At 47.1% G+C, this 19,770-nt stretch carries 22 protein-coding genes; 5 read left to right on the plus strand and 17 right to left on the minus strand.

The genetic code is table 11. From position 1 onward, the window contains the following. Positions 1-133: 133 nt before the first annotated feature. From pucE to allC, 7 genes are all read right to left on the minus strand, one after another. Positions 134-655, minus strand: a complete 522-nt coding sequence (gene pucE, locus CW370_RS09225) for a xanthine dehydrogenase subunit E (RefSeq protein WP_101169590.1) — start codon at positions 653-655, stop codon at positions 134-136. Beyond that, positions 646-2,883, minus strand: coding sequence for a xanthine dehydrogenase subunit D (gene pucD, locus CW370_RS09230; protein WP_101169591.1), 2,238 nt, complete (start codon positions 2,881-2,883; stop codon positions 646-648). The genes pucE and pucD overlap by 10 nt, the downstream gene beginning before the upstream one ends. Next, positions 2,884-3,717 (minus strand): xanthine dehydrogenase subunit C, encoded by an 834-nt coding sequence (gene pucC / locus CW370_RS09235; protein WP_101169592.1) that lies wholly within the window; start codon positions 3,715-3,717, stop codon positions 2,884-2,886. Then, a complete protein-coding gene (gene pucB / locus CW370_RS09240) occupies positions 3,714-4,331 on the minus strand; it encodes a xanthine dehydrogenase accessory protein PucB (RefSeq protein ID WP_101169593.1) in 618 nt (205 codons plus the stop codon). The genes pucC and pucB overlap by 4 nt, the downstream gene beginning before the upstream one ends. Continuing rightward, a complete protein-coding gene (locus CW370_RS09245) occupies positions 4,328-5,320 on the minus strand; it encodes an XdhC family protein (protein ID WP_101169594.1) in 993 nt (330 codons plus the stop codon). The genes pucB and CW370_RS09245 overlap by 4 nt, the downstream gene beginning before the upstream one ends. Before the next feature lie 226 nt (positions 5,321-5,546). Further along, positions 5,547-6,797 (minus strand): (S)-ureidoglycine--glyoxylate transaminase, encoded by a 1,251-nt coding sequence (pucG, locus tag CW370_RS09250; protein ID WP_101169595.1) that lies wholly within the window; start codon positions 6,795-6,797, stop codon positions 5,547-5,549. A 16-nt stretch (positions 6,798-6,813) separates the two neighbouring features. After that, positions 6,814-8,052 (minus strand): allantoate deiminase, encoded by a 1,239-nt coding sequence (allC, locus tag CW370_RS09255; RefSeq protein ID WP_101169596.1) that lies wholly within the window; start codon positions 8,050-8,052, stop codon positions 6,814-6,816. 222 nt (positions 8,053-8,274) lie between these two features. Between allC and CW370_RS21245 the strand changes: the two genes are divergently transcribed. Both CW370_RS21245 and CW370_RS09260 read left to right on the plus strand, forming a co-directional pair. Further along, positions 8,275-8,412 (plus strand): hypothetical protein, encoded by a 138-nt coding sequence (locus CW370_RS21245; RefSeq protein ID WP_153256467.1) that lies wholly within the window; start codon positions 8,275-8,277, stop codon positions 8,410-8,412. Positions 8,413-8,493: 81 nt separating this feature from the next. Beyond that, on the plus strand, positions 8,494-9,360 hold the full coding sequence (locus tag CW370_RS09260; RefSeq protein ID WP_014480775.1) for an endonuclease I family protein: 867 nt from the start codon (positions 8,494-8,496) through the stop codon (positions 9,358-9,360). Positions 9,361-9,393: 33 nt separating this feature from the next. On the opposite strand, the gene CW370_RS09265 is transcribed toward CW370_RS09260, so the two are convergent. Beyond that, positions 9,394-10,497: an ABC transporter ATP-binding protein gene (locus CW370_RS09265; RefSeq protein WP_101169597.1), complete on the minus strand. Its 1,104-nt coding sequence runs from the start codon at positions 10,495-10,497 to the stop codon at positions 9,394-9,396. 181 nt (positions 10,498-10,678) lie between these two features. Here CW370_RS09265 and frlR point away from each other — a divergent pair, with 181 nt between their 5' ends. After that, positions 10,679-11,407, plus strand: coding sequence for a transcriptional regulator FrlR (frlR, locus tag CW370_RS09270; protein ID WP_024572487.1), 729 nt, complete (start codon positions 10,679-10,681; stop codon positions 11,405-11,407). Between the two features lie 24 nt (positions 11,408-11,431). Here the strand turns inward: frlR and frlD are convergent, their stop codons facing one another. From frlD to CW370_RS09305, 7 genes are all read right to left on the minus strand, one after another. Next, positions 11,432-12,286 carry a fructosamine kinase FrlD gene (gene frlD / locus CW370_RS09275; protein ID WP_024572488.1) on the minus strand — a complete coding sequence of 285 codons (855 nt, stop codon included), beginning with the start codon at positions 12,284-12,286 and terminating at the stop codon, positions 11,432-11,434. 13 nt (positions 12,287-12,299) lie between these two features. Then, complete coding sequence (locus CW370_RS09280) at positions 12,300-13,202, minus strand: carbohydrate ABC transporter permease (RefSeq protein ID WP_024572489.1); 903 nt, start codon at positions 13,200-13,202, stop codon at positions 12,300-12,302. Between the two features lie 3 nt (positions 13,203-13,205). Next, positions 13,206-14,084 carry a carbohydrate ABC transporter permease gene (locus tag CW370_RS09285; protein WP_014477910.1) on the minus strand — a complete coding sequence of 293 codons (879 nt, stop codon included), beginning with the start codon at positions 14,082-14,084 and terminating at the stop codon, positions 13,206-13,208. Positions 14,085-14,141: 57 nt separating this feature from the next. Then, the gene (locus tag CW370_RS09290) at positions 14,142-15,410 is read right to left on the minus strand and encodes an ABC transporter substrate-binding protein (protein ID WP_024572490.1); all 1,269 of its coding nucleotides are present in this window, start codon (positions 15,408-15,410) and stop codon (positions 14,142-14,144) included. 80 nt (positions 15,411-15,490) lie between these two features. Further along, positions 15,491-16,477, minus strand: coding sequence for a fructosamine deglycase FrlB (frlB, locus tag CW370_RS09295; protein WP_024572491.1), 987 nt, complete (start codon positions 16,475-16,477; stop codon positions 15,491-15,493). Positions 16,478-16,691: 214 nt separating this feature from the next. Beyond that, a complete protein-coding gene (locus CW370_RS09300; RefSeq protein WP_003228617.1) occupies positions 16,692-17,066 on the minus strand; it encodes a nucleotide excision repair endonuclease in 375 nt (124 codons plus the stop codon). A 102-nt stretch (positions 17,067-17,168) separates the two neighbouring features. Beyond that, the gene (locus tag CW370_RS09305) at positions 17,169-18,287 is read right to left on the minus strand and encodes an NAD(P)/FAD-dependent oxidoreductase (RefSeq protein ID WP_029946445.1); all 1,119 of its coding nucleotides are present in this window, start codon (positions 18,285-18,287) and stop codon (positions 17,169-17,171) included. Positions 18,288-18,445: 158 nt separating this feature from the next. On the opposite strand from CW370_RS09305, the gene sspG reads away from it, so the two are divergent. Both sspG and CW370_RS09315 read left to right on the plus strand, forming a co-directional pair. Continuing rightward, on the plus strand, positions 18,446-18,592 hold the full coding sequence (gene sspG / locus CW370_RS09310; RefSeq protein WP_003228613.1) for an acid-soluble spore protein SspG: 147 nt from the start codon (positions 18,446-18,448) through the stop codon (positions 18,590-18,592). Continuing rightward, positions 18,592-18,867, plus strand: coding sequence for a hypothetical protein (locus CW370_RS09315; RefSeq protein ID WP_003243521.1), 276 nt, complete (start codon positions 18,592-18,594; stop codon positions 18,865-18,867). The genes sspG and CW370_RS09315 overlap by 1 nt, the downstream gene beginning before the upstream one ends. Before the next feature lie 64 nt (positions 18,868-18,931). Here the strand turns inward: CW370_RS09315 and glxB are convergent, their stop codons facing one another. Together glxB and CW370_RS09325 are read right to left on the minus strand one after the other, a co-directional pair. Next, entirely contained in the window at positions 18,932-19,315 is a 384-nt protein-coding gene (glxB, locus tag CW370_RS09320) for a methylglyoxalase (RefSeq protein WP_024571867.1), read from the minus strand. A gap of 109 nt (positions 19,316-19,424) precedes the next feature. Then, positions 19,425-19,703, minus strand: coding sequence for an ArsR/SmtB family transcription factor (locus tag CW370_RS09325; RefSeq protein WP_024571868.1), 279 nt, complete (start codon positions 19,701-19,703; stop codon positions 19,425-19,427). Positions 19,704-19,770: the final 67 nt, after the last annotated feature.

Raw genomic sequence — 19,770 nt, forward strand, 5'->3', positions numbered from 1 at the left:
GTCTTTGCTATGGATTCACTAATCATTTTCTAATCCAGAAGCTATCAAGTTCTACGAGATTTATCGTGGTGTTTCCCACAGCGCTTCTGCGTCTTGACCGCGCTGTCTGACTGAGGCTAAAAAAGTCCGGCTTTTAAAAGCCGGACTCCCGTCTACCCCCGTTCAACTCTCTTCTAATCCTGCAAACTGACCGCATAATCCCGCCATACCCGGTACACCGGCACAAATTCCCCGCCAGCCCTTCTTCTATATCTTCGTCAGAAGGTTGAGGGGTTTCCCGAAACAGTGCTTTAAGCGCAATTATCATTCCTGGGGTACAGTAGCCGCATTGGAAGCCTCCTTCTTCCAGAAAAGCGGTTTGGCAGATATCCAGTTCCTCTTTTTGTACGCCCTCGATTGTTGTAATGGAATGGCCGTCCACTTGGTAAGCCATGGTCATACACGCATTGGCCAGTTTTCCGTCGATTAAAATAGAGCAGGCTCCGCAGCGGCCGATTCCGCAGGACACCTTTGTCCCGGTCAGCTGAAATTCCTTTCTAAGCAGGTCACTCAGATGTGTCGTAGGAACGGCAGCAACCTCCCACTCCTGCCCATTCACGGTCATCCGGAACTGTTCCTTTTTTACAGGAAATGGCCCGGCCTCTTTTACGTCCATTGCTTCAGCCCCTTTCTGTCTATCGCTTCAAGCAGCTCTTCTCTTGAAATTGGCAGCTTGTTTATCCAGCATCCGACCGCATCATGTACTGCCTTTACAATCGCCGGAGTGATGGCGATCGTTCCAATTTCGCCAACACCGCGCGGTCCATATGCATCACCCTTCATTAGTTCTTCTATTGCGATCACCTTCATGTTAGGAACGTCTTTGACTCCGGGGATCAAATAGTGATCTAGATTTTCCGCGGCATAACGGCCGTCCGTCATTTTCGCTTCCTCCATCAGCGTATAGCCGAGTGCCATGACAGCGCCGCCTTCAATTTGACCTCGATAACCCTGGGGACTGACAACCGGACCTGCCGCAATAGCGTGCTCACAATCTATCAATTTGACATCGCCTGTTAACAGATCTACCTCCACCTCAACGGCAGCCGCTCCAAATGAGTAGAGGAAATGGCCGCCCACCACAGGATCAGGCGTTGTTGGAAAGTCAAATGCCGTTTCCTCTGCCAAAGGGCCTTTTTCAGCCAGCTCCTTATACGTCACCACGAGCGCCTTTGTGTTTTTGTCACGCAAGCCTGCAGCCCCGGGAATAAGGTTTTCCGCTGAACAGCCGTTCCATTCTTCCGCCCGTTTTTTCAACTGAGCTAGAAACGGCTTCTTCAAACGCTGGATCGCGTGCCACACCATGCTTGTGCCGCGGGATGCTGTGGAGGAGCCTGACTTCGGCACTTTTGCGGTATCCCCAATAACAATGGAAATATCTTCTGCGGCACAACCCAGCTCCTCCATGACAATATGTTCAATCGCTGCTAGAATCCCCTGTCCGCATTCTTCAAATCCGAACGATGCTGTGATTTTGCCTTCACTCGAAAGGGACAAACGGCCTCCTGCCGCATCCATTCGGCCATAGCCCAGCCCGCCGCCGTGCATTGTAATTGCCGCTCCCGTGCCTCTTTGCAGATACCCGCAGTTCCGGCTGGTTCTTGTAAGAATGGGAGATTTAGATATGGCATTCAACACCTGCGCCGCTCCGTCAGTTGGTGCAATTCGATGCTCAAGCGGCCCCAAGTCATGCGGTTTTCTGATATTTGTTCTTCTCAGCTCGAGCGGGTCGATGCCGAGCATGCCGCTGAGACGATCGAGATGGGTTTCGAGTGCAAATGTGATTTGGTTGCCGCCAAAGCCCCGAAATTCCCCCGCCACCCCGTTGTTCGTAAATACTGATATTCCTTCAGTCCGGATATTCGGAATACGGTACGGCCCCGCGGCATGCTCGACAGAAAAATCAAGAACAGCCGGTCCGAGCGTAGCATATGCGCCTGTGTCCGCCACAATTTTCACGTCATGCGCCAATAGATTTCCCGAATGATCCGCACCCGTTTTTATCGTAATCTTCATCGGATGGCGCTTAATGCCAGAACGTACAGATTCCTTTCGTGTCTGATGGATTTTGACAGGACGTCCGCTTTTCAGTGACAAAAGCGCGGCATACGGCTGAATATTCAGCTCATCCTTCCCTCCGAACGAGCCGCCCATCGGACTTGACACAATCCTGATCTTCTCTTCAGGAATGTCAAAAATACGGGCAAGCTGGAAACGGTCTTTATAGCCGTGCTGGGTTCCTGCATACATCGTAAAACCCCCGTCGTCTTCCGGAACGGCTACGCCGCCCTCCGTTTCCATATACGTATGCATCTGCCGCGGCAGCTCATAGGTTTCTTCAAGGACTGTGTCAGATGCTTGAAACCCTTCTTCCACATCGCCGTTTGAAAAAAATGCGCGGTGCAGGATATTCCCGTCCTCATGCAGTCTTTGCGCATTCGGCCGAAGCGCTTTTTCTGGTGAATCCATGACTTCCAGCTCTTTATACTCAACTTGAATCAGCTCCAGCGCCGCTTCCGCGATTTCTTCCGTTTCCGCAGCAACTGCGGCGATCGCATCCCCGACATACCGCACCCTGTCCTCACATAAAACCGGCTGATCAGGGATGATAATGCCAAATCGGTTTAAGCCGGGAACGTCTTTATGTGTGACGACGGCTTGCACGCCTTCCATTTTCTCAGCTTTTATGGTGCAAATCGACATAATCTCTGCATGAGGATAAGCACTTCTCAGCACCTTGCCATACAGCATTCCTGGAAAGCTGAGATCGGTCATATATTTCAATTCCCCTGTAACCTTTCCCCTTCCATCCGGCCTGACTCTTGACGGTTTGTTGATGATCATTTATTCCCCTCCCTCAGCCATCAGCTCTGCCATGATGATGTTGGCAGCGGCTTTTTTTCTGTATGCCGCTGACATAAAAGCATCTGAGGAAAACGGCAGCTCATGGATAAGTGTTTTGTACAGATCATGCGAGTCCCACCCTGGTGCCATCCATTTCGCTTCGCTGTCCAATAATCTCCTAGGAGTGATATCGGCATGGCCAGCGGCGAGGCGAATGCCGCCGTCTTTCAAAAAACGTCCAGCTGCAACAGCAACCGCTCCTGTAAAAGCCTGGCGCCTTCCAAGCTTGTGATAAAATACACGCTCTCCCTCCGCCCGCGGGATGATGACACGCGTGACGATAGCCGTTCTAAAGTCTTCCTCACTGAGCCAAGCGCCAAGCGGCAGCCTGATTAGCTCCTTTTGATATACGATAAGCTCAGCATCAAGCACAAGCAGAAGCGGAATAAAATCACCGATTTTACTGGCTATGTTGCCGCCAATCGTGGCACGGCTGCGGATTCCCGGTGCGGCGACAGCGGAAGCAGCGTCACTGAAACAGCCAAGCGCGCTCTTGATCAAAGGGTTCTTTCTGCATTCGTTCAGTGATGTGAGCGCCCCGATCGACACGTGGGTGTCACTGGCGCTGATCCCTCGCATCTCGTCAATCCCTTCAAGGCTGACAAGGCGCTGTTTCGGTAGAGTTCCTTTGTCCCACTGAAGCTGAAGCAGCGTGCTTCCCGATGCGGCACTCACATCCGGAGCAAGCTTCTCTAAAAGCGAATAGGCCTCATCAAGCGCTGCCGGCCTCCATAATTGAATATTCATCCTTGCTTTTGTCACTTGGCCGTTCAAGCCATCGCCCTCCTTACCATGTCATATTCCTCGGGTGTATCAATATCGTCCAACTCGCCGCTATCCTTTGCCTCCAAAACCGCTCCTGCTCCAAGCTGTCCGCTTTTCAGGAGCCTGCGAGCCCCTTCATCTCCCGTTAACCCCTTTACATAAGGAAAACAAGCCGACGAGAAGTAGATTGGCGGGGTGAACGCCCCTAAAAACGATGACACGGCAAATGACTCAGGAGCCAGTGCCATAAGGGCATTGAGATGATCGACGGAAATCTGAGGCTGGTCGGCTAACAAAATGACAACGCCGTCCGCCCCCATGCTTTCTGCTTTTCTCACCCCGCTGCTGACTGAATGCCCCTGACCCTTTTCTGCGTCTTGGCAAACGTGCAGGCTCCAGCGTTTTTGAAAAGGCGGAGCGTGATACGGCGCCCCTATCCACTCAAGGGAAGCATGTTCTGTCCGCTCGACGACCAGCACGTGATCAAGGCGGGACGACAGAGCAGTTTTCAAAGAAAGGGAGCCTATGTTTTCTCCTTTTAGCGGCAAAGCCAGCTTGTTTTGACCCATTCTTCTGCTTTTGCCAGCAGCGAGAAACACGCCGATCAGATAGGGGTTTCTCATACAACCGCCAGCCGTTTTCTTGTTTGAATAATTTCTGCAACTACACTTACCGCAATTTCCTCGGGACCTTCCGCACCGATTTTCAGCCCGACCGGACTGTAAAAGTGAGACGGAGGATGTTTTCCGTTCAGCAGCCGTTTCGTGCGGTTTGCCGAACCCAACAGTCCAATATAATGGAGGTTTTGAGAAAATAAGAAGTTGATGATCGTTTGATCGTGCTGATAATGATGCGTTGCCACAACAGCTGCATCATGCGAAAAAAATTGAAATTCGCTAAGCATTTGTTCCGGAAAAGCGGCGATCAACTGATCCGCTTTTGGAAAAAGAGAGGATGTACAATAAGCGGGCCGCCAATCCGTCACGATAACAGAAAACCCTGTGTCAGCCGCCAAATTGGCCAGCGGTACAGTATCCGGTCCCGCCCCAAACAGAATGAGACGCGGCTTCGGTTCAATTCGCTGAATAAACATGTGAGTGGTTTGATCGAAATGCGGTAAATGAAGCGTTGAAACAGTACGTTGAATATCTTGCAGAGGCGCGTCCGGCCAGTTCCCAAAATGCCCGTTCTCCGTCAGAAATAAATAATGGGAGGATCCAATCTTTATAACGGAAGTGACAGCTTTACCTGAATGAAGGCAGTCCCTCACTTTCTCATAGTGCCGCCTTTTTTCCTGAGTGATTCGCTCCGCATGAACATGAATAATGCCATTGCACCCGGCTCCCATGCCCCAAGAAAGATCGTCCTCCGACCTCATGTCGTAGGGAATCAGCGTTGATGTGAGCTGATCGCCCAGCGCACTGATTCTTTGGAATACATCTTCTTCCACACACCCGCCGCTCAGCAAGCCAATCCGTCTGCCTTTTTTCTTAAAGAGCATAGAGGCGCCTGCTTTTCGATACGCGGAGCCTTCAACTTGAACAATTGTCGCCAGTACAGCCTCCTCCTGGTCTTCCAGGAGCGCATCTAACATCGTGTGAAAATTCCCCAATGCCGCATCCTCCTCTCGAAAATTGCCGTGAGAAACAACTAGTTCAGCGTGATTTTATAGGTAACTTGTATAAAGAATAGACGATGGAAGAAAAAATGACTCATGATTTGTCAGAAAATAAAACACATAGAAAGAGGATTTGTAAAAAGAGTCAAACGAAGAAAATCAGATTGGAGAAAACACGAAATTACATCTAAAAAGCTTGCGGAGGTCCGCAAGCTTTTCTTTACACCGCTGCCTGGCGGTCAGCGTTTTCATACACATCCAGCGCTGCTTGGAGCGCTTTTCCTGCTTCGATTCCTGCGTTATGTCTGAGAAGCACAGCCTCTAACCCGGCAAGCACGAATAGCACGTTTTCTTTTCTGCAGCTGTACCCCATCGTGCCGATTCTCCAGATCTTCCCTGCAAGCGGGCCGAATGAGCTGGCGATTTCAATGCCGAATTGTGCCAACAGCATGTCACGGACAGACTCGCCGTCAATGCCGCCGGGAATTTCGACACAGGTAACAACAGGCATTTTGCAGCTGTCATCTCCAAACAATCTTAGCCCCATCGCCTTTATCCCTGCTGCTAATGCGGCTTCATGGTGCCGATGCCGCTCGAAACGCGTCTCAAGACCTTCTTCAAGCACCAGTCTGACTCCCTCACGTAAGGCGTACAGCATCGTCGTCGCTTCTGTATGATGATTGAGCCGTCTTTCGCTCCAATAATCCTCAAGCTGGCTCAAATCAAAGTAGTTGCTTGTGATTGGCCGATTTCCCAAAAGCGCTTCCCTGTCAGCTTGTGTCGCAATCCCCCGCTCCACCTTTTTGCGAGCTGCAATCACGTCCGCCACCCGCTCATTATATGTAATCGGCGCCATTCCTGAAGGCACAGACAAACATTTTTGCGTTCCGCCGATGGCAGCGTCAATCTTCCATTCATCGACTTTAACCTCGCAGCCCCCAATCGTTGCGACTGCATCGACGATAAACAATGCATCCTCGGTGCGGCAGGCTTCGCCGATGGCTTTCAGCGGGTGAATCCGTCCTGTCGATGTTTCTCCATGCACCATGGCCACAATTTTCGGCTTCACTTTTTTTATCTCCCGTATGATGTCCTCCGGGTCAAAAACTGTTCCCCATTCGCACTCAAGCATATGAACATTTGCCCCATATCGCTCGGCAATTTCAGTCAGCAAATAACCGAAACGGCCGTAAATGGGAATGAGCACATCATCTTCCGGCTCTATCACACTAGCCAACACTGCTTCAATTCCCGCCCGTGAAGTGCCGTCAATCGGGTATGCCCAGCGGTTTTTTGTTTGGAACAGCTCCCGAAGCATCTCCATCGTTTCATTCATAATACCTGTAAACGCCGGATCAAATTGGCCGACAACCGGGGTGCTCATTACTCTTAATACACGCGGATCAACCTCAACAGGCCCCGGCGTCATAATCGTTCTTAATGGGGTGCATAATTCTCTTCTGCCTGACACAGCCATTCCTCCTTTATCAGTAAGCCAGTTTATATAATAAATCAGTCAGTGCGCGGACGCCGATCTCAAGCTGTCTGGCTGACGTATATTCCTTCGGTGAGTGGCTGATGCCGCCTCGGCTTGGCACAAACAGCATACAAGCAGGATAGCGCCTTCCGATCATTTGCGCGTCATGCCCTGCTCCGCTCACCATTTCCTCACAGCTGAAGCCGTTTTCTAATGCTGTTTCAAAAGCCGCAGCCTTCAGCCTTTCGTCCATCGGCACAGGCTCTATCCGCATATATTCATCAATCACGGCGCGAATTCCTTTTTGATGGCAAATACCGTTGATCAAAGCAACCATGTCTTGATGAAACTGTTCCAGCACATGCTGATGCTGATGGCGAATATCGATTGAAAACTGGACGCGGCCCGGTATGACATTGGCTACATTGGGCTCTGCCGTTATTTTTCCGCATGTCAGACGGAGCTCCTCCGGCAACTCCTCCGACCGCAGCAGCAGCTCATGAATGATACGGCTGCTGGCTGCGAGCGGGTCCTTGCGCCATTTCATGGAGGTAGTTCCTGCATGATTGCATTCCCCCTCCAGCGTGACGAGATATCGCCTCTGCCCCGCAATGCTTGTCACAATCCCGAGATCCCGTCCTGACATTTCCAATGTCTGTCCCTGTTCAATATGGAGCTCAACAAAAGCGCTGATATCTGTCCGATATGCTGCCTGAAACACACCTTTGCCAAAACCGTTCTCATGCATCGCATGTTGCAGCGAGACTCCTGATTCGTCTCTTGGCTCTGCTCCATCCTGTAATGAAAAAACACCCGTCATATTCCCTGATCCCCAATAGGTCATTGGAAAACGACTGCCCTCCTCCTCACATAAGGATACCGCTTCGAGTGTTTTTTTCGGCGCTCCATATGTCTCTTTGAGCCGCTTTATCGCAAGCATTGCCGCCAGAACACCATAGGCGCCGTCGTATTTTCCCCCATTGATGACAGTATCGATATGTGAACCGGTTACAATGACTTCATCCGGAGACTGGGTGCCCGAAAGCCTTCCAAACACATTGCCGACATCGTCGAATCTTGTTTCAAGCCCGAAAGAAGACATTTCCGTTTTCACAGCAAGCTGTGCGTCCATCCACTCTTTTGTGTATAAAAGCCTCGTTACGCCGCCATCCGCAGACGCACCGTATTGGGCGAGCCATTCAATATAATCTGTGATGCTGTTTTTTACTGAAAGCTTCTGCTTTTCCATGTACTCCCCCCTCTGGCCGCTATGGTGACTTCATTATAGAAGGAGCAACATGATAGTTCATTGACAGATTAACCAAAAAAACGTTTATTTTTTAGTCACAGTATCCATCCAGCAACCAGATTCACCCTACATGTCACAACTATTTTGATGTAAAGGTCAAAAGAAAACACGGTAAGGAAGAGAGCCAGCAAGAGCGAAAGAGAGGGTCAAAATGCCTTTCATATGAACAAGCTAAGCTGGAGAGGCGATGTTCGCGGAACGGATGAAAACAGAAATGCCGGCAGCCCGCAAAAACAGGACCTAAAGGTATGGGAACAGGAGATTTTCGTCTCCTCTAAAGGAACTAATTTACAATTTTAATGAAAAATATACAAAATGACACTTCTATCCTTTATTTCAATTTTAGATAATAGACATGATCTGATAAAAGGAGGGCAAGTGATGACAAAAAAAGCATGGTTTCTGCCGCTCGTCTGTGTATTACTGATTTCCGGATGGCTTGCGCCGGCAGCTTCAGCAAGCGCGCAAACCGCATTAAGCCTTAATGACCGATTGGCGTCTTCCCCTTCAGGAACGGGAAGCCTTCTCTCATTAGCCGCCCCAGCTGCACCCTATGCTGACACAGATACCTATTATGAAGGGGCTGAAGGTAAAACAGGAGACTCGCTAAAAAGCACCCTGCACCGTATTATCAGCGGACACACGATGCTGTCCTACAGCGAAGTGTGGAACGCGCTGAAAGAAACGGATGAAGATCCGAGAAATCCGAATAACGTCATCCTGCTCTATACGAATGAATCGCGGTCCAAAAACCTGAACGGCGGCAATGTCGGCGATTGGAACCGCGAGCATGTCTGGGCGAAATCCCATGGCGATTTTGGTACGAGCAAGGGACCTGGTACTGATATTCATCATTTGCGCCCGGCTGATGTTCAAGTTAACAGCGCCAGAGGAAATATGGATTTTGACAATGGTGGCACTGAATATGCGAAGGCACCCGGAAATTATTATGACGGCGATTCATGGGAGCCCCGCGATGATGTGAAAGGCGATGTTGCCCGCATGCTGTTTTACATGGCTGTCCGTTACGAGGGTGATGACGGCTATCCTGATCTTGAGCTTAATGATAAGACAGGCAACGGCTCAGCTCCTTATCATGGCAAACAATCTGTCCTGCTCGAATGGAATAAGCAGGATCCGGTTGACGACCGCGAGCGGAAAAGAAATGAAATCATTTATGAAAAATATCAGCACAACCGCAATCCATTTATCGACCACCCTGAATGGGCGGATGAGATTTGGCCGTAAGAAAAAGGTGCTCCTTTTAAGGAGCACCTTTTTCTAATACACAGCCTCTTCCGTTTCCGCATCGAAAAAGACGACGTGGTCCATTTTCACTGAGAGCTGGATTGAATCGCCTGCATCGATTCGCGTGTTTCCGTCCAGGCGGACCTTGAGCCGCTCGTCTCCAGCCATAACATGCACTATGAGCTCCGAGCCCAGATTTTCATTCACTTCCACCTTCGCTTGAAACACTGAATCAAACAACTGGTCATTTCCTGTCATTTGTGTGATGTGCTCCGGCCGTACACCGACAATCATCTGTTCTCCGGCATATCCCTTTTCCTTCAGCCGCTTTGCTTTTTCCTCAGGAATATGAAGCCGGATCGAAGAATTTGTGAAAAACAGCTCGCCATGCTGCTGTTCTATGATGCCTTTCAAAAAGTTCATTCCGGGAGAGCCAATGAAGCCTGCGACAAACAAATTGGCCGGGTAATGATAAATGTCATGAGGTTTTGCCACTTGCTGAATTTCCCCTTCATTCATGACGACAATCCGATCTCCCATTGTCATTGCTTCGGTCTGGTCATGCGTGACATAAATGATCGTTGCCTCTAATCGCTGGTGCAGCTTGCTGATTTCTGTCCGCATCGTCACTCTTAGTTTTGCATCCAGATTAGAAAGCGGCTCGTCCATTAAAAAGACCTTCGGCTCCCTCACAATCGACCTGCCAAGCGCCACCCTTTGCCGCTGCCCGCCGGAGAGCGCCTTCGGTTTTCTCTTCAGCAAATGTTCAATTTCTAAAATTCTAGCTGCCGCATGAACCCGCTCGGCAATTTCCTGTTTCGCCATCTTTCTGAGCTTTAATCCAAACGCCATATTATCAAAAACCGTCATATGCGGATAAAGCGCATAGTTTTGGAATACCATCGCAATATCACGTTCTTTCGGCGGAAGATCATTGACCCGCTCCCCATCAATAAGAAGATTTCCTTCAGAAATGCTTTCTAATCCAGCCACCATCCGCAGCGTTGTTGATTTTCCGCATCCTGACGGCCCCACCAGCACCAAAAGCTCCTTATCCTTTACATCTAAATCAAAGTCCTTCACGGTTAATTGTGAGTGATATGATTTTTTGACGTGTTCAAATGTTAATGAAGCCATCAGAAAAGTCCCCCTATCTTTTGACCCGTTATTTCGTCACTGGAAACAACTTGGTCTTTCTGTTATTTTTAGAGTAATCGATTCCCATTTTTGCTATATCTCTAAAATAAAAAATGTAAATTTGTATTATAACGTCATAATACATTATAATATAAATAATAGGTTAAAAGGAGGCTACCCTTTGTTAAACAACGGAAGTTCTACACCTTTATACATTCAGCTAAAACAAATCATCACTGATGACATCAAAAAGGGCGTGTATTCCCCAACTGCCAAGCTGCCTACCGAAAACGAGCTTTGCAGCAAGTATAACGTCAGCCGCATCACCGTCAGGAAAGCCATTCTCGATTTAGTCGAAGAAGGCTATCTGATCAGGCAGCAGGGAAAGGGAACGTTCGTTAAAAGCCCTAAATTAAAACGAGAGCTGATCGCTGTAAACGGCTACTCGGAATTTATGGAATCCACCGGCAAAAAACCGAAGCATCATGTGCTGTCCCATGACATCATTCCAGCGACAAAACCCATCGCCGAAAAGCTTCAAATCCATCCCGAGAGCCCTGTCGTTGAATTAAAACGGATTTTATATAATGATGATCAGCCTCTCACCTTTGAAGTGACGCATTATCCGCTTGATTTGTTTCCCGGCATTGATACCTTTATTGCTGACGGCGTATCCATGCATGATATTTTGAAACAGCAATACAAAGTTGTACCCACGCACAATACGAAGCTATTAAACGTTGTATATGCCCAACAGGAGGAAAGCAAATACCTGGATTGTGATATCGGGGATGCGCTGTTTGAAATTGATAAAACGGCTTTTACATCAAACGACCAGCCAATCTATTGCTCATTGTTTTTGATGCACACAAACCGTGTCACTTTTACCATCAACAGCCCCTACACATAACAGGCATAAAAAACGAGACACTGCTTATAGTATTCTCGTTTTTTCACTGCTTCCCCCGTCCTCCAAGCGATAAGGATAGCCATAGCCGAAAGCTCCGTACACACCGCATGTTTTCGCAGCCGTTTCAGCAGCCTGGCGCAAAGCGTACGTTATATCCTGCTTCACGCAAAAGGCAGTCAAAAAGCCTGCTATAAAAGAATCACCCGCTCCAAGTGTATCTATTATATCAGTTTCCACAATCGGCTGATGATAGATTCGATCACCCGCAGACAGGATTGCTCCTTGGCCCCCTCGGGTCATACAAACCATTTTGGCTCCGTACCCATGAGCTGTTTTGGCAAGCTCACCGCATTCCGACTCACTCAAATCGCTTCCTGAAAAAAATGCATACGTCACATAAGGACAGACCCTCCTCAAATAATCATCCTCCCGATTGGTTGAAAAATCAAATGAGACCGGGACAAGCCCGCACAGCTGGGGAAGATCGTTCTCAAGCCTGCTGTACACGCTCGTATGCAACAGATCATGTCCTCTGATAAAGGCTATATCTTTCTCCTGGAACACGAGCCGAAGCCGGGACTGAATGCCGCCTTTATTTGACCTGACAAAAATGCGGTCCCCCTGTTCATCAAGGGTGACAATCGCCATCCCGTTTTCTCCGTGCGCCTGGCGGATATAATCTGCATTGACCTGCTCCAGCTTGAGAACGTTCAACAGATGTGCCGCGGCTTCGTCATTGCCGACGATTCCGATATAGGAAGACTCATGCCCGAGCCGCTTGGCAAGCACAGCAACGTTTAAAGCATTTCCTCCCGGGTAGAATGTTTCTTGATCCTGGTAATAATCTACAACATTATCTCCAACCGCAATCAATTTCATAGCGCTTCCTCCTTTATCCTTTTACACTGCCGCTTGCAATCCCGCGGACAAAATATTTCTGCATCAATAAAAATAGAATAATAATCGGCGCGGCTGAAATCGTTAACCCCGCCAGCAGGACGCCCCAGTCTGTCTGCAGCGCGTCTCTGAACTGCATCAGCCCGGCTGGAATGGTCCGCAAATTCTCATCATCTATGAAAATAATCGCAAACATAAACTCATTCCATGTATGGTAAGCCGTCAAAATGCCGGATGTCACCAAAATCGGCACACTAATCGGTAAGAAAATTCTGAAAAATACCCCAAAACTTGTACACCCATCCAAATAGGCCGCCTCCTCCAATTCTTTGGAAATAGAAAGAAAATAAGAGCGGATCAAAATGATGGTGAATGGGATCCGATAAGCCGCATACGGCAGGATTAACGCCCAATACGTATTGTACAGGCCCAGCGACTGAATAATAGAATAAAGCGGCACAAGACTGACCTGCGGCGTCAGCATCAATCCGCCAAGACATAGCACCAAAAAGAATCTTTTTCCTTTAAACTCAAACCGGGAAAGGCCATACGCTGCCCATGCACTGATAAAGACAGTGATCACACACGTCAGCGCCGTAACGATGACACTGTTCATAAAATAAGAAGAAATCCCCTGGTTCCAGGCGGAAACAAAATTTTCCGGATGCCACGATGACGGCAGCGACCAGCTGTGCTCAAAAATATCGTCAGAGTTTTTAAAGGCGCTCATCACCATCCAGAGAAGCGGATAGGCAATCGCAATCAGATATAGAAACAGAAAAACCCACACAGACGTTTCTCCGATATACCATTTTCGTCTAGGCTTATCTTTAACCTCAATGTGCTGGTCAGGCACAGGCTCCAACCTGAACGAATCTGTCTTCTTCTGAGGCAGCATCAGTTACTCCTCCTTTCCGGTTTTAAAGAACTTCATTTGCATGAGCGATAATGCAAGCGTAATGATTAACACGACAGTGGCAATCGCTGAGGCGTAGCCCATCATATCCTTTGTAAAGGCGCTTTTATATAAAAACGTGCTCAAGACTTCTGACGCGTTTCCCGGCCCGCCGCCTGTCAAAATGTACGGCTCATTAAAGACCGTAAAGGCCCCGGTCAGCGTCATGACCACCGCAACAAAAGACATCTCTTTCGTCTGGGGAACAGTAATATGAAAAAACTGCTGAATTTTACCCGCGCCGTCAAGCCGGGCCGCTTCATACAGTTCATCCGGTATTTTTTGAATCGACACAATGTACAGCATCGCAATATAACCGACAGATTGCCACTGGGACACAAAAATGACAGAAAGCATAGCTGTGCTGTCATCCCCGAGCCAGGCCCTCGTCAGCTGATCAAGACCGATGGCCTGAAGCAGCTGATTCAAAAGCCCTGTCTCCGGATTGTAAATAAAATCAAACAAAAGCGCGATCACAGTCATTGAGATGACAACCGGCAAAAAGAAAACGGTACGAAAAAACGGCGACCATTTTCTGACCAGCTTATCCTCAAGCACCGCCGCCAAAATCAAACCGCCAAATACCTGGCATACAATTGAGATCACTGCATAAAGCACATTATTGGTAAGTGCCTGATAGAAGACAGGATCATGAAATAATTCAACATAGTTTTTTAAGCCGATAAACGTTTTTTCCGGAGAAAATGAGCTCCACTGAAACAGGCTGAGGAATACATTCTCAAAAATCGGGATATAAACGAAAAGTAAAAAAACGAGAGCGGGCACCAAAAACAAATAGGGGATTATTTTATTCTGATTGACCAAGGGTATCTCATCTCCTTTATAAAAAGAAAAGGTGCGAAGCTTCACCTTTTCTTTGATTTATTCAGCTGACGCCCTCACCTGCTTTGCTGCCTTTTGAACGGCTTTCATCACCTGCTGCGGTGTCATGTCGCCGCCAAGCATTTGCTGGACGCCTGTTAGGTACGCATCTGCGACTTCAACATCGACATCCATATCAAACCATGGAACCATTGATTTGGCATCAACGATATGCTGAACGGCTTCACGCTGAATAGCTGTTGCATTTTCTTCAGTAGCCGTACCTTGCACTGCACTGTATTTCCCGACATCTTTCACGAGCTTTTCGCCCATTTTTTTCGACGTCAAGAACTGCAAAAATTCCATCGCTTCCTTCGGATGTTTTGTTCTTGAGGAAATCATGAATCCTTCCGGCGCTCCCGTTAACGCTTCTGAAGATCCTTTTTGCCCGCTGATTTCAGGAAATGGGAACATCCCGAGATTAACCGGTTCAACCAGCTTGATTTCCGCTGTTTCCGCATATATCATCGCCGACTTTCCGCTCTTAAATTGCTGTCTCACATATTCGTGGTCGACGGAGTTTACATGTTTATTAAAGTAAGGCATCAGCTCTTGAAGCTTTTCAAGTGCTTTTACGTAGCCTTCATCAGTAAATTCACCCGTTTTGGCGTTATAGTCCTTTTCCCGTGTTTTTTCATCGACCATCCGCTGATTAAGCGTGCCGATATAGTGCGAGATTGTCCAAGTCGCCTTTGTTCCGAAGCTGATCGGTGTGTAGCCATGTTCTTTCAGCTTTTTTGACACATCGATTAATTCATCCCACGTCTTCGGGGGATCAAGATTCAGCTTTTGGAAAATGTCTTTATTATAGAAGAATGATTTAGCGTCCATTTGCCACGGCACGCCATATTGCTTGTTTTCATAAGTAAATGGTGTAATTTGCGATTGAACGAGCTGTGATGACCAATCGGTGTCATTTTTGTAGTAGGACGAGAGATCAAGTGCTTTATTGCCTCTGATAAATTTAAAAGCAAACTCATCGCTCCAAGAGAAGTAAATGTCAGGAGGGCTGGTGGTTCCCAGCATGACCTTAATTTTATCTTTATAGGAGTCATTTAAAACGGCTTCAATTTGAATATCGATATCTGGGTGTTCTTTTTCAAACTCCTTAACAACCTCTTCAAAATAACTTTTTTCCGGCTCCTTCGGCCATCTGTGGAAAAATTTCAATGTCACCTTTCCGTCCGCTGAACTGCTTTGGCTCGAACAGCCTGCAATGGTGAACATACTGACAGCTGCAATGATCAAGAACAACAACATTTTCTTCAAAGGGTTGGCCTCCTCTGGACATTAGACTATAATGTTATATAACATTATAGTCTAATGCATAATGGTTCCTCATTTTCAGATCAATACTCAACTTTCCACATGTATCTTCTATGAGATAAAGGATGATTTCTCGCCTCTGCCAGCTCGTCTGCATAGCTTCTCAGCACACGATTGAGAACGAGCGGAGCAAGATAGCCTTTAACTGAATCGTCAATTGCAGTGAAGTCGTAAGATGCAGCATCAAGCACAGTGAGCTTTTTGCCATACTTTTTCGAGAAGGTAAGCGCCCGCTCTTCAAGAGGTCTTGTTTCATCTAAACCGAGCAGGATGATAAACGGCACGGATTCATCAATAATTTCAAACGGTCCGTGAAAATATTCTCCGGCATGAATGGCGTGGGAATGAATCCATTGCATTTCCATGAGAATGCAGATGCTGTAGGAGTAAGCGACACCGTAGTTTGCACCGCTTGCCATGGTATAAATAATACTTTCTTTTTCATGGGCTTTTGCAAATTGCTTGGCGTTGTCAGCTTCCTGCTTAAGGGCTTTTTCATATACAGCCTGCAATTGATCTAAGCCTTCAATTGCTTGTTGGAATTTCGTATTGTTTTCTAATACTTGCAGGATTCCAAAAACGATTTGATACAAAACGCCATAGTTTGTATTGATCGCAAGCGCCTCATCACCCCAATCGTACTGGGCAACATATTGCGCTTCCTGCGCTAAAGGAGACTCCGGTTTAAACGTCATCGCAATCGTAAGTGCACCCTTGCCCCTTGCAAACGCAGCAGCTTTGACTGTCTCCGGGGTATTTCCCGAATGCGAGCACAAAATAACAAGAGACTTTTCACCAAGCTGAACAGGGTTGCGCTGAATAAATTCGTTGGCGCTGTAGAGGTCGGAGTTTATTGATTTTGACTCTCTGTCAAACACATACTTACTCGGATACATAATGGCAGAAGACCCTCCGCATGCGACAAAGAATACATGATCAATGGTTTTCCCTTTCAAATCCTGCAAGAAAGCTTGAACCTCACGATTTACTTTTGCTGTGGCCTGACTCAAATCCTTCACTCCCCGTTTTTATTATATAACGTTATATAACATTATATATTGTTATATTAAAGTCCGCGGCTAGGATTGTCAATATTATTTTCTGAAATTTCTCAATAATTTATTCGAATGATAGACAAAGGGCCTATATGCGAAAAAATGCCCAAATCAAAAGCCAGAACTTGACTTAAGCTCTGGCTCGCTGTTCAATCCGCAGACTGACGTCTTATTTAAAAAATACCTTGTCTATGTTGTACTTCGAGTGCTGTGTATTGATGATATATGTTTCGTAAATCTCTCTTTCCATTGGATCATCAACTACACATACCTCAATTTTATATACTTCGTCTCTGTGATGTTTGATCGGTGAAACAGTGTCTTCGAAATGCTTCTTAATTCTCTGTCTTAACTTTCTGGCTTTACCGACAAACAGCAGCTCGTCATGAATGTTGTAAAACATAAAAATGCCGCCTTTGTCCCTTGGTATCTGGTGAAAGTCGATGAATCCGTGAATCGGTTTTATCTTCGGCTCGTTATCATTAGCTGACTGCTGTCGTTCAGTGATGGTGACATTCGGTGCGGGTATATCAATTTTTATCAAAATCAGTTCACGTCCTCTTTTTCATTAAAGATAAATGCTAACACATACAGAAAAGAAAAGCCAGAACAGCTTTATACTATTTGTTTGTTAAGCCTTTATTTATTATGCAAGCGCTCCGGCTAGATCATACGGGCCAAGGTCGATTTCAGTCTGCTTTCCGAGAACTAGCTTTGCGAGCTCTGCACCCAAGAACGGCCCCATCGTCAGTCCAGAAGCACCTAAACCGTTTGCAGCGTACAGGCCTTGAACATTCGGCACGGCCCCTACGACCGGCAGAAATCCCGGTGTAAACGGCCTGAAGCCCACTCTTGTTTCAACAGCAGCCGCATCAGCAAGACCCGGTGCAACGGCTAACGCTTTGCTTAATACTTCGTGCTGGCCTCCGGCTGTCACACGAAGATCATCAAGGCCTGCATCGTTTTCGTGTGTGGCGCCGGCTACAATTCTGCCGTTATCAAACGAAAGAATGTACTGATCACTCGGCGGCATGACAACCGGCCACGATCCTGTATCTGCATCTGTCATATCAAAATGCATAATCTGCGCTTTTTGAAATGACACTTGAAAATGAATGCCAAGAGGCTTCAATATCTCATTGGCCCATGCTCCCGCCGTCACAATGACCGCGTCAGCCGCAAACTGCTTTGTATCTGTTTGCATGCCGGTGACTGTTCCGTTTTCAAAAAGCAAAGACGCATTTCCTTTGATGACCGTTGCGCCGCGTTTCTCTGCAGCGCTTAAAAGCGACCGGCACAGCGCTCTTCCGTTCACACGGGCGGCACCGCTGATATGAACCGATTCATAGCCGTCAGCTAAAATCGGAAACAGCTTTTTCGTTTCACTTGCAGACAAGCGGGTAATGTCGCCGATTTCCGGCGCATCCTCCCGTCTCTTATACGCCCTTTCCTCCATTTTATCGAGTTTAGACGCGTCCGTATGAATGCTGATGGCACCGACACGTTTGTATCCTGTATCCGATTCACCGTCTTTTTCCAATTGATGGATTAAATCCTTATAGTACCGGGCTCCCCCCTTAGCAAGCTGGTACCAATCCTGATTACGGCGCTGCGAGAGCCAAGGACAGACGATCCCCGCCGCCGCATCAGTCGCTTGTCCCGGCTCTTTCCGATCAATGACAGTAACGCGAGCGCCTGTTTTTGCGAGATGATAAGCCGTCGACGCGCCCAGAATCCCTGCGCCGACGATGATGTACGATTTCATATGCAAACACCTTTTCTATTATAATGTCTATTCATTTTACCAAATAGAATGCTTTCCTTCGACCTTTTGCCCTAATGTGGAAAAACCGCGAAGTTCGTCCAATCTCTTTACTCTCCTATCGAATATCCTGTCACTATCAATAGAGAAAGGATGATACCATGAGCGAAAATCGTCATGAAAATGAAGAAAACAGACGCGATGCGGCAGTCGCAAAAGTCCAAAACAGCGGTAATGCAAAAGTCGTGGTCAGCGTGAACACAGATCAGGATCAGGCACAGGCGCAGTCACAAGACGGAGAAGACTAATGAACGAAAACATCATTCCTCTTAACAGACATACTCAAGAGATACCCACTACTGAATCTGTTATCAAAAACAGCGGCAACTCAGAGGTCCATATCGACATTCACATTGATACAATGCCAATTGCTTTTGCTATATTATGCTCTGCATTAGCCGCAAAGCAGATGACAAAAGAGGAATTCGATATGGCTTATACTCAATTGCGAGAGATGAACAGAGAAAATAACAGCAGATCATCTGTAAAGCAAATTATCAATCAGGAGACAGAAGAAGAGTAAAAAACCGCGGGCCCTGTGGCCAGCGGTTTTTCTTCTGCATACAAAAAGGACGCGACTGAATCGGTTACTTCTGTACAATTTGAATAAGGTTACCGCTTGTATCGTCGAAGACAGCTATTGTGACTTCGCCCATTTTTGTCGGTTCCATCGTAAACGTCACGCCTTTTTCCTTTAATCGGTTGTACTCTTTTTGAATATCTGCAACGCCAAACATTGTGGCCGGGAGGCCTTCGGAGAATATCTTCTTTTGATACTCCTTGGCGGCAGGATGTTCATTCGGTTCGAGTAAAAGCTCGGTTCCGTCTTGATCATCTGGAGAAACAAGCGTTATCCACCTGAATTTCCCCATGGGAACATCCTCCTTTTTTACAAACCCCAGTTTTTCTGTATAGAACTTCAGTGCCTTGTCTTGATCTTGCACGAATATACTAGTCACAATGATTTTCATATTGTTGTTGCCTCCTTTGATATTTATGGTACATGGTACTGTGCAAACAATCCGGCTTCAAGCAAAACAAACCAACATTTGTCAGAAACTCAGTACTGGTTTTATAAAATTACTCTATCCATCCTTTCAGCAAATTTTTAAGCGGTTCGTTGTTGAATATAAGTACTCGATATTTTCCCTTTCGTTTTGATGTTACGAGTCCTGCATCCTCCAGTACAGAAAGGTGTTTAGCTATCGCCTGTCGCGTAATAGAAAGGTCGTACTTTGTATTAAGACGTATCGTAAGTTCATACAACGTCAGCTCGTTGCGTTCAGATAATTCGTCTAATATAAGCCGCCGAGTCGAATCGCCGAGTGCTTTGAATATAGCGTCTTTGTTCCAATTCATATATTGAGTATAAGCAACTTATTAGTTGCATGTCAAGTATAAGCAACTGTATGGTTGCGTGATATAG

The sequence above is a fragment of the Bacillus sp. SN32 genome (assembly GCF_002837495.1).
In the GTDB taxonomy this organism is placed as follows: domain Bacteria; phylum Bacillota; class Bacilli; order Bacillales; family Bacillaceae; genus Bacillus; species Bacillus subtilis.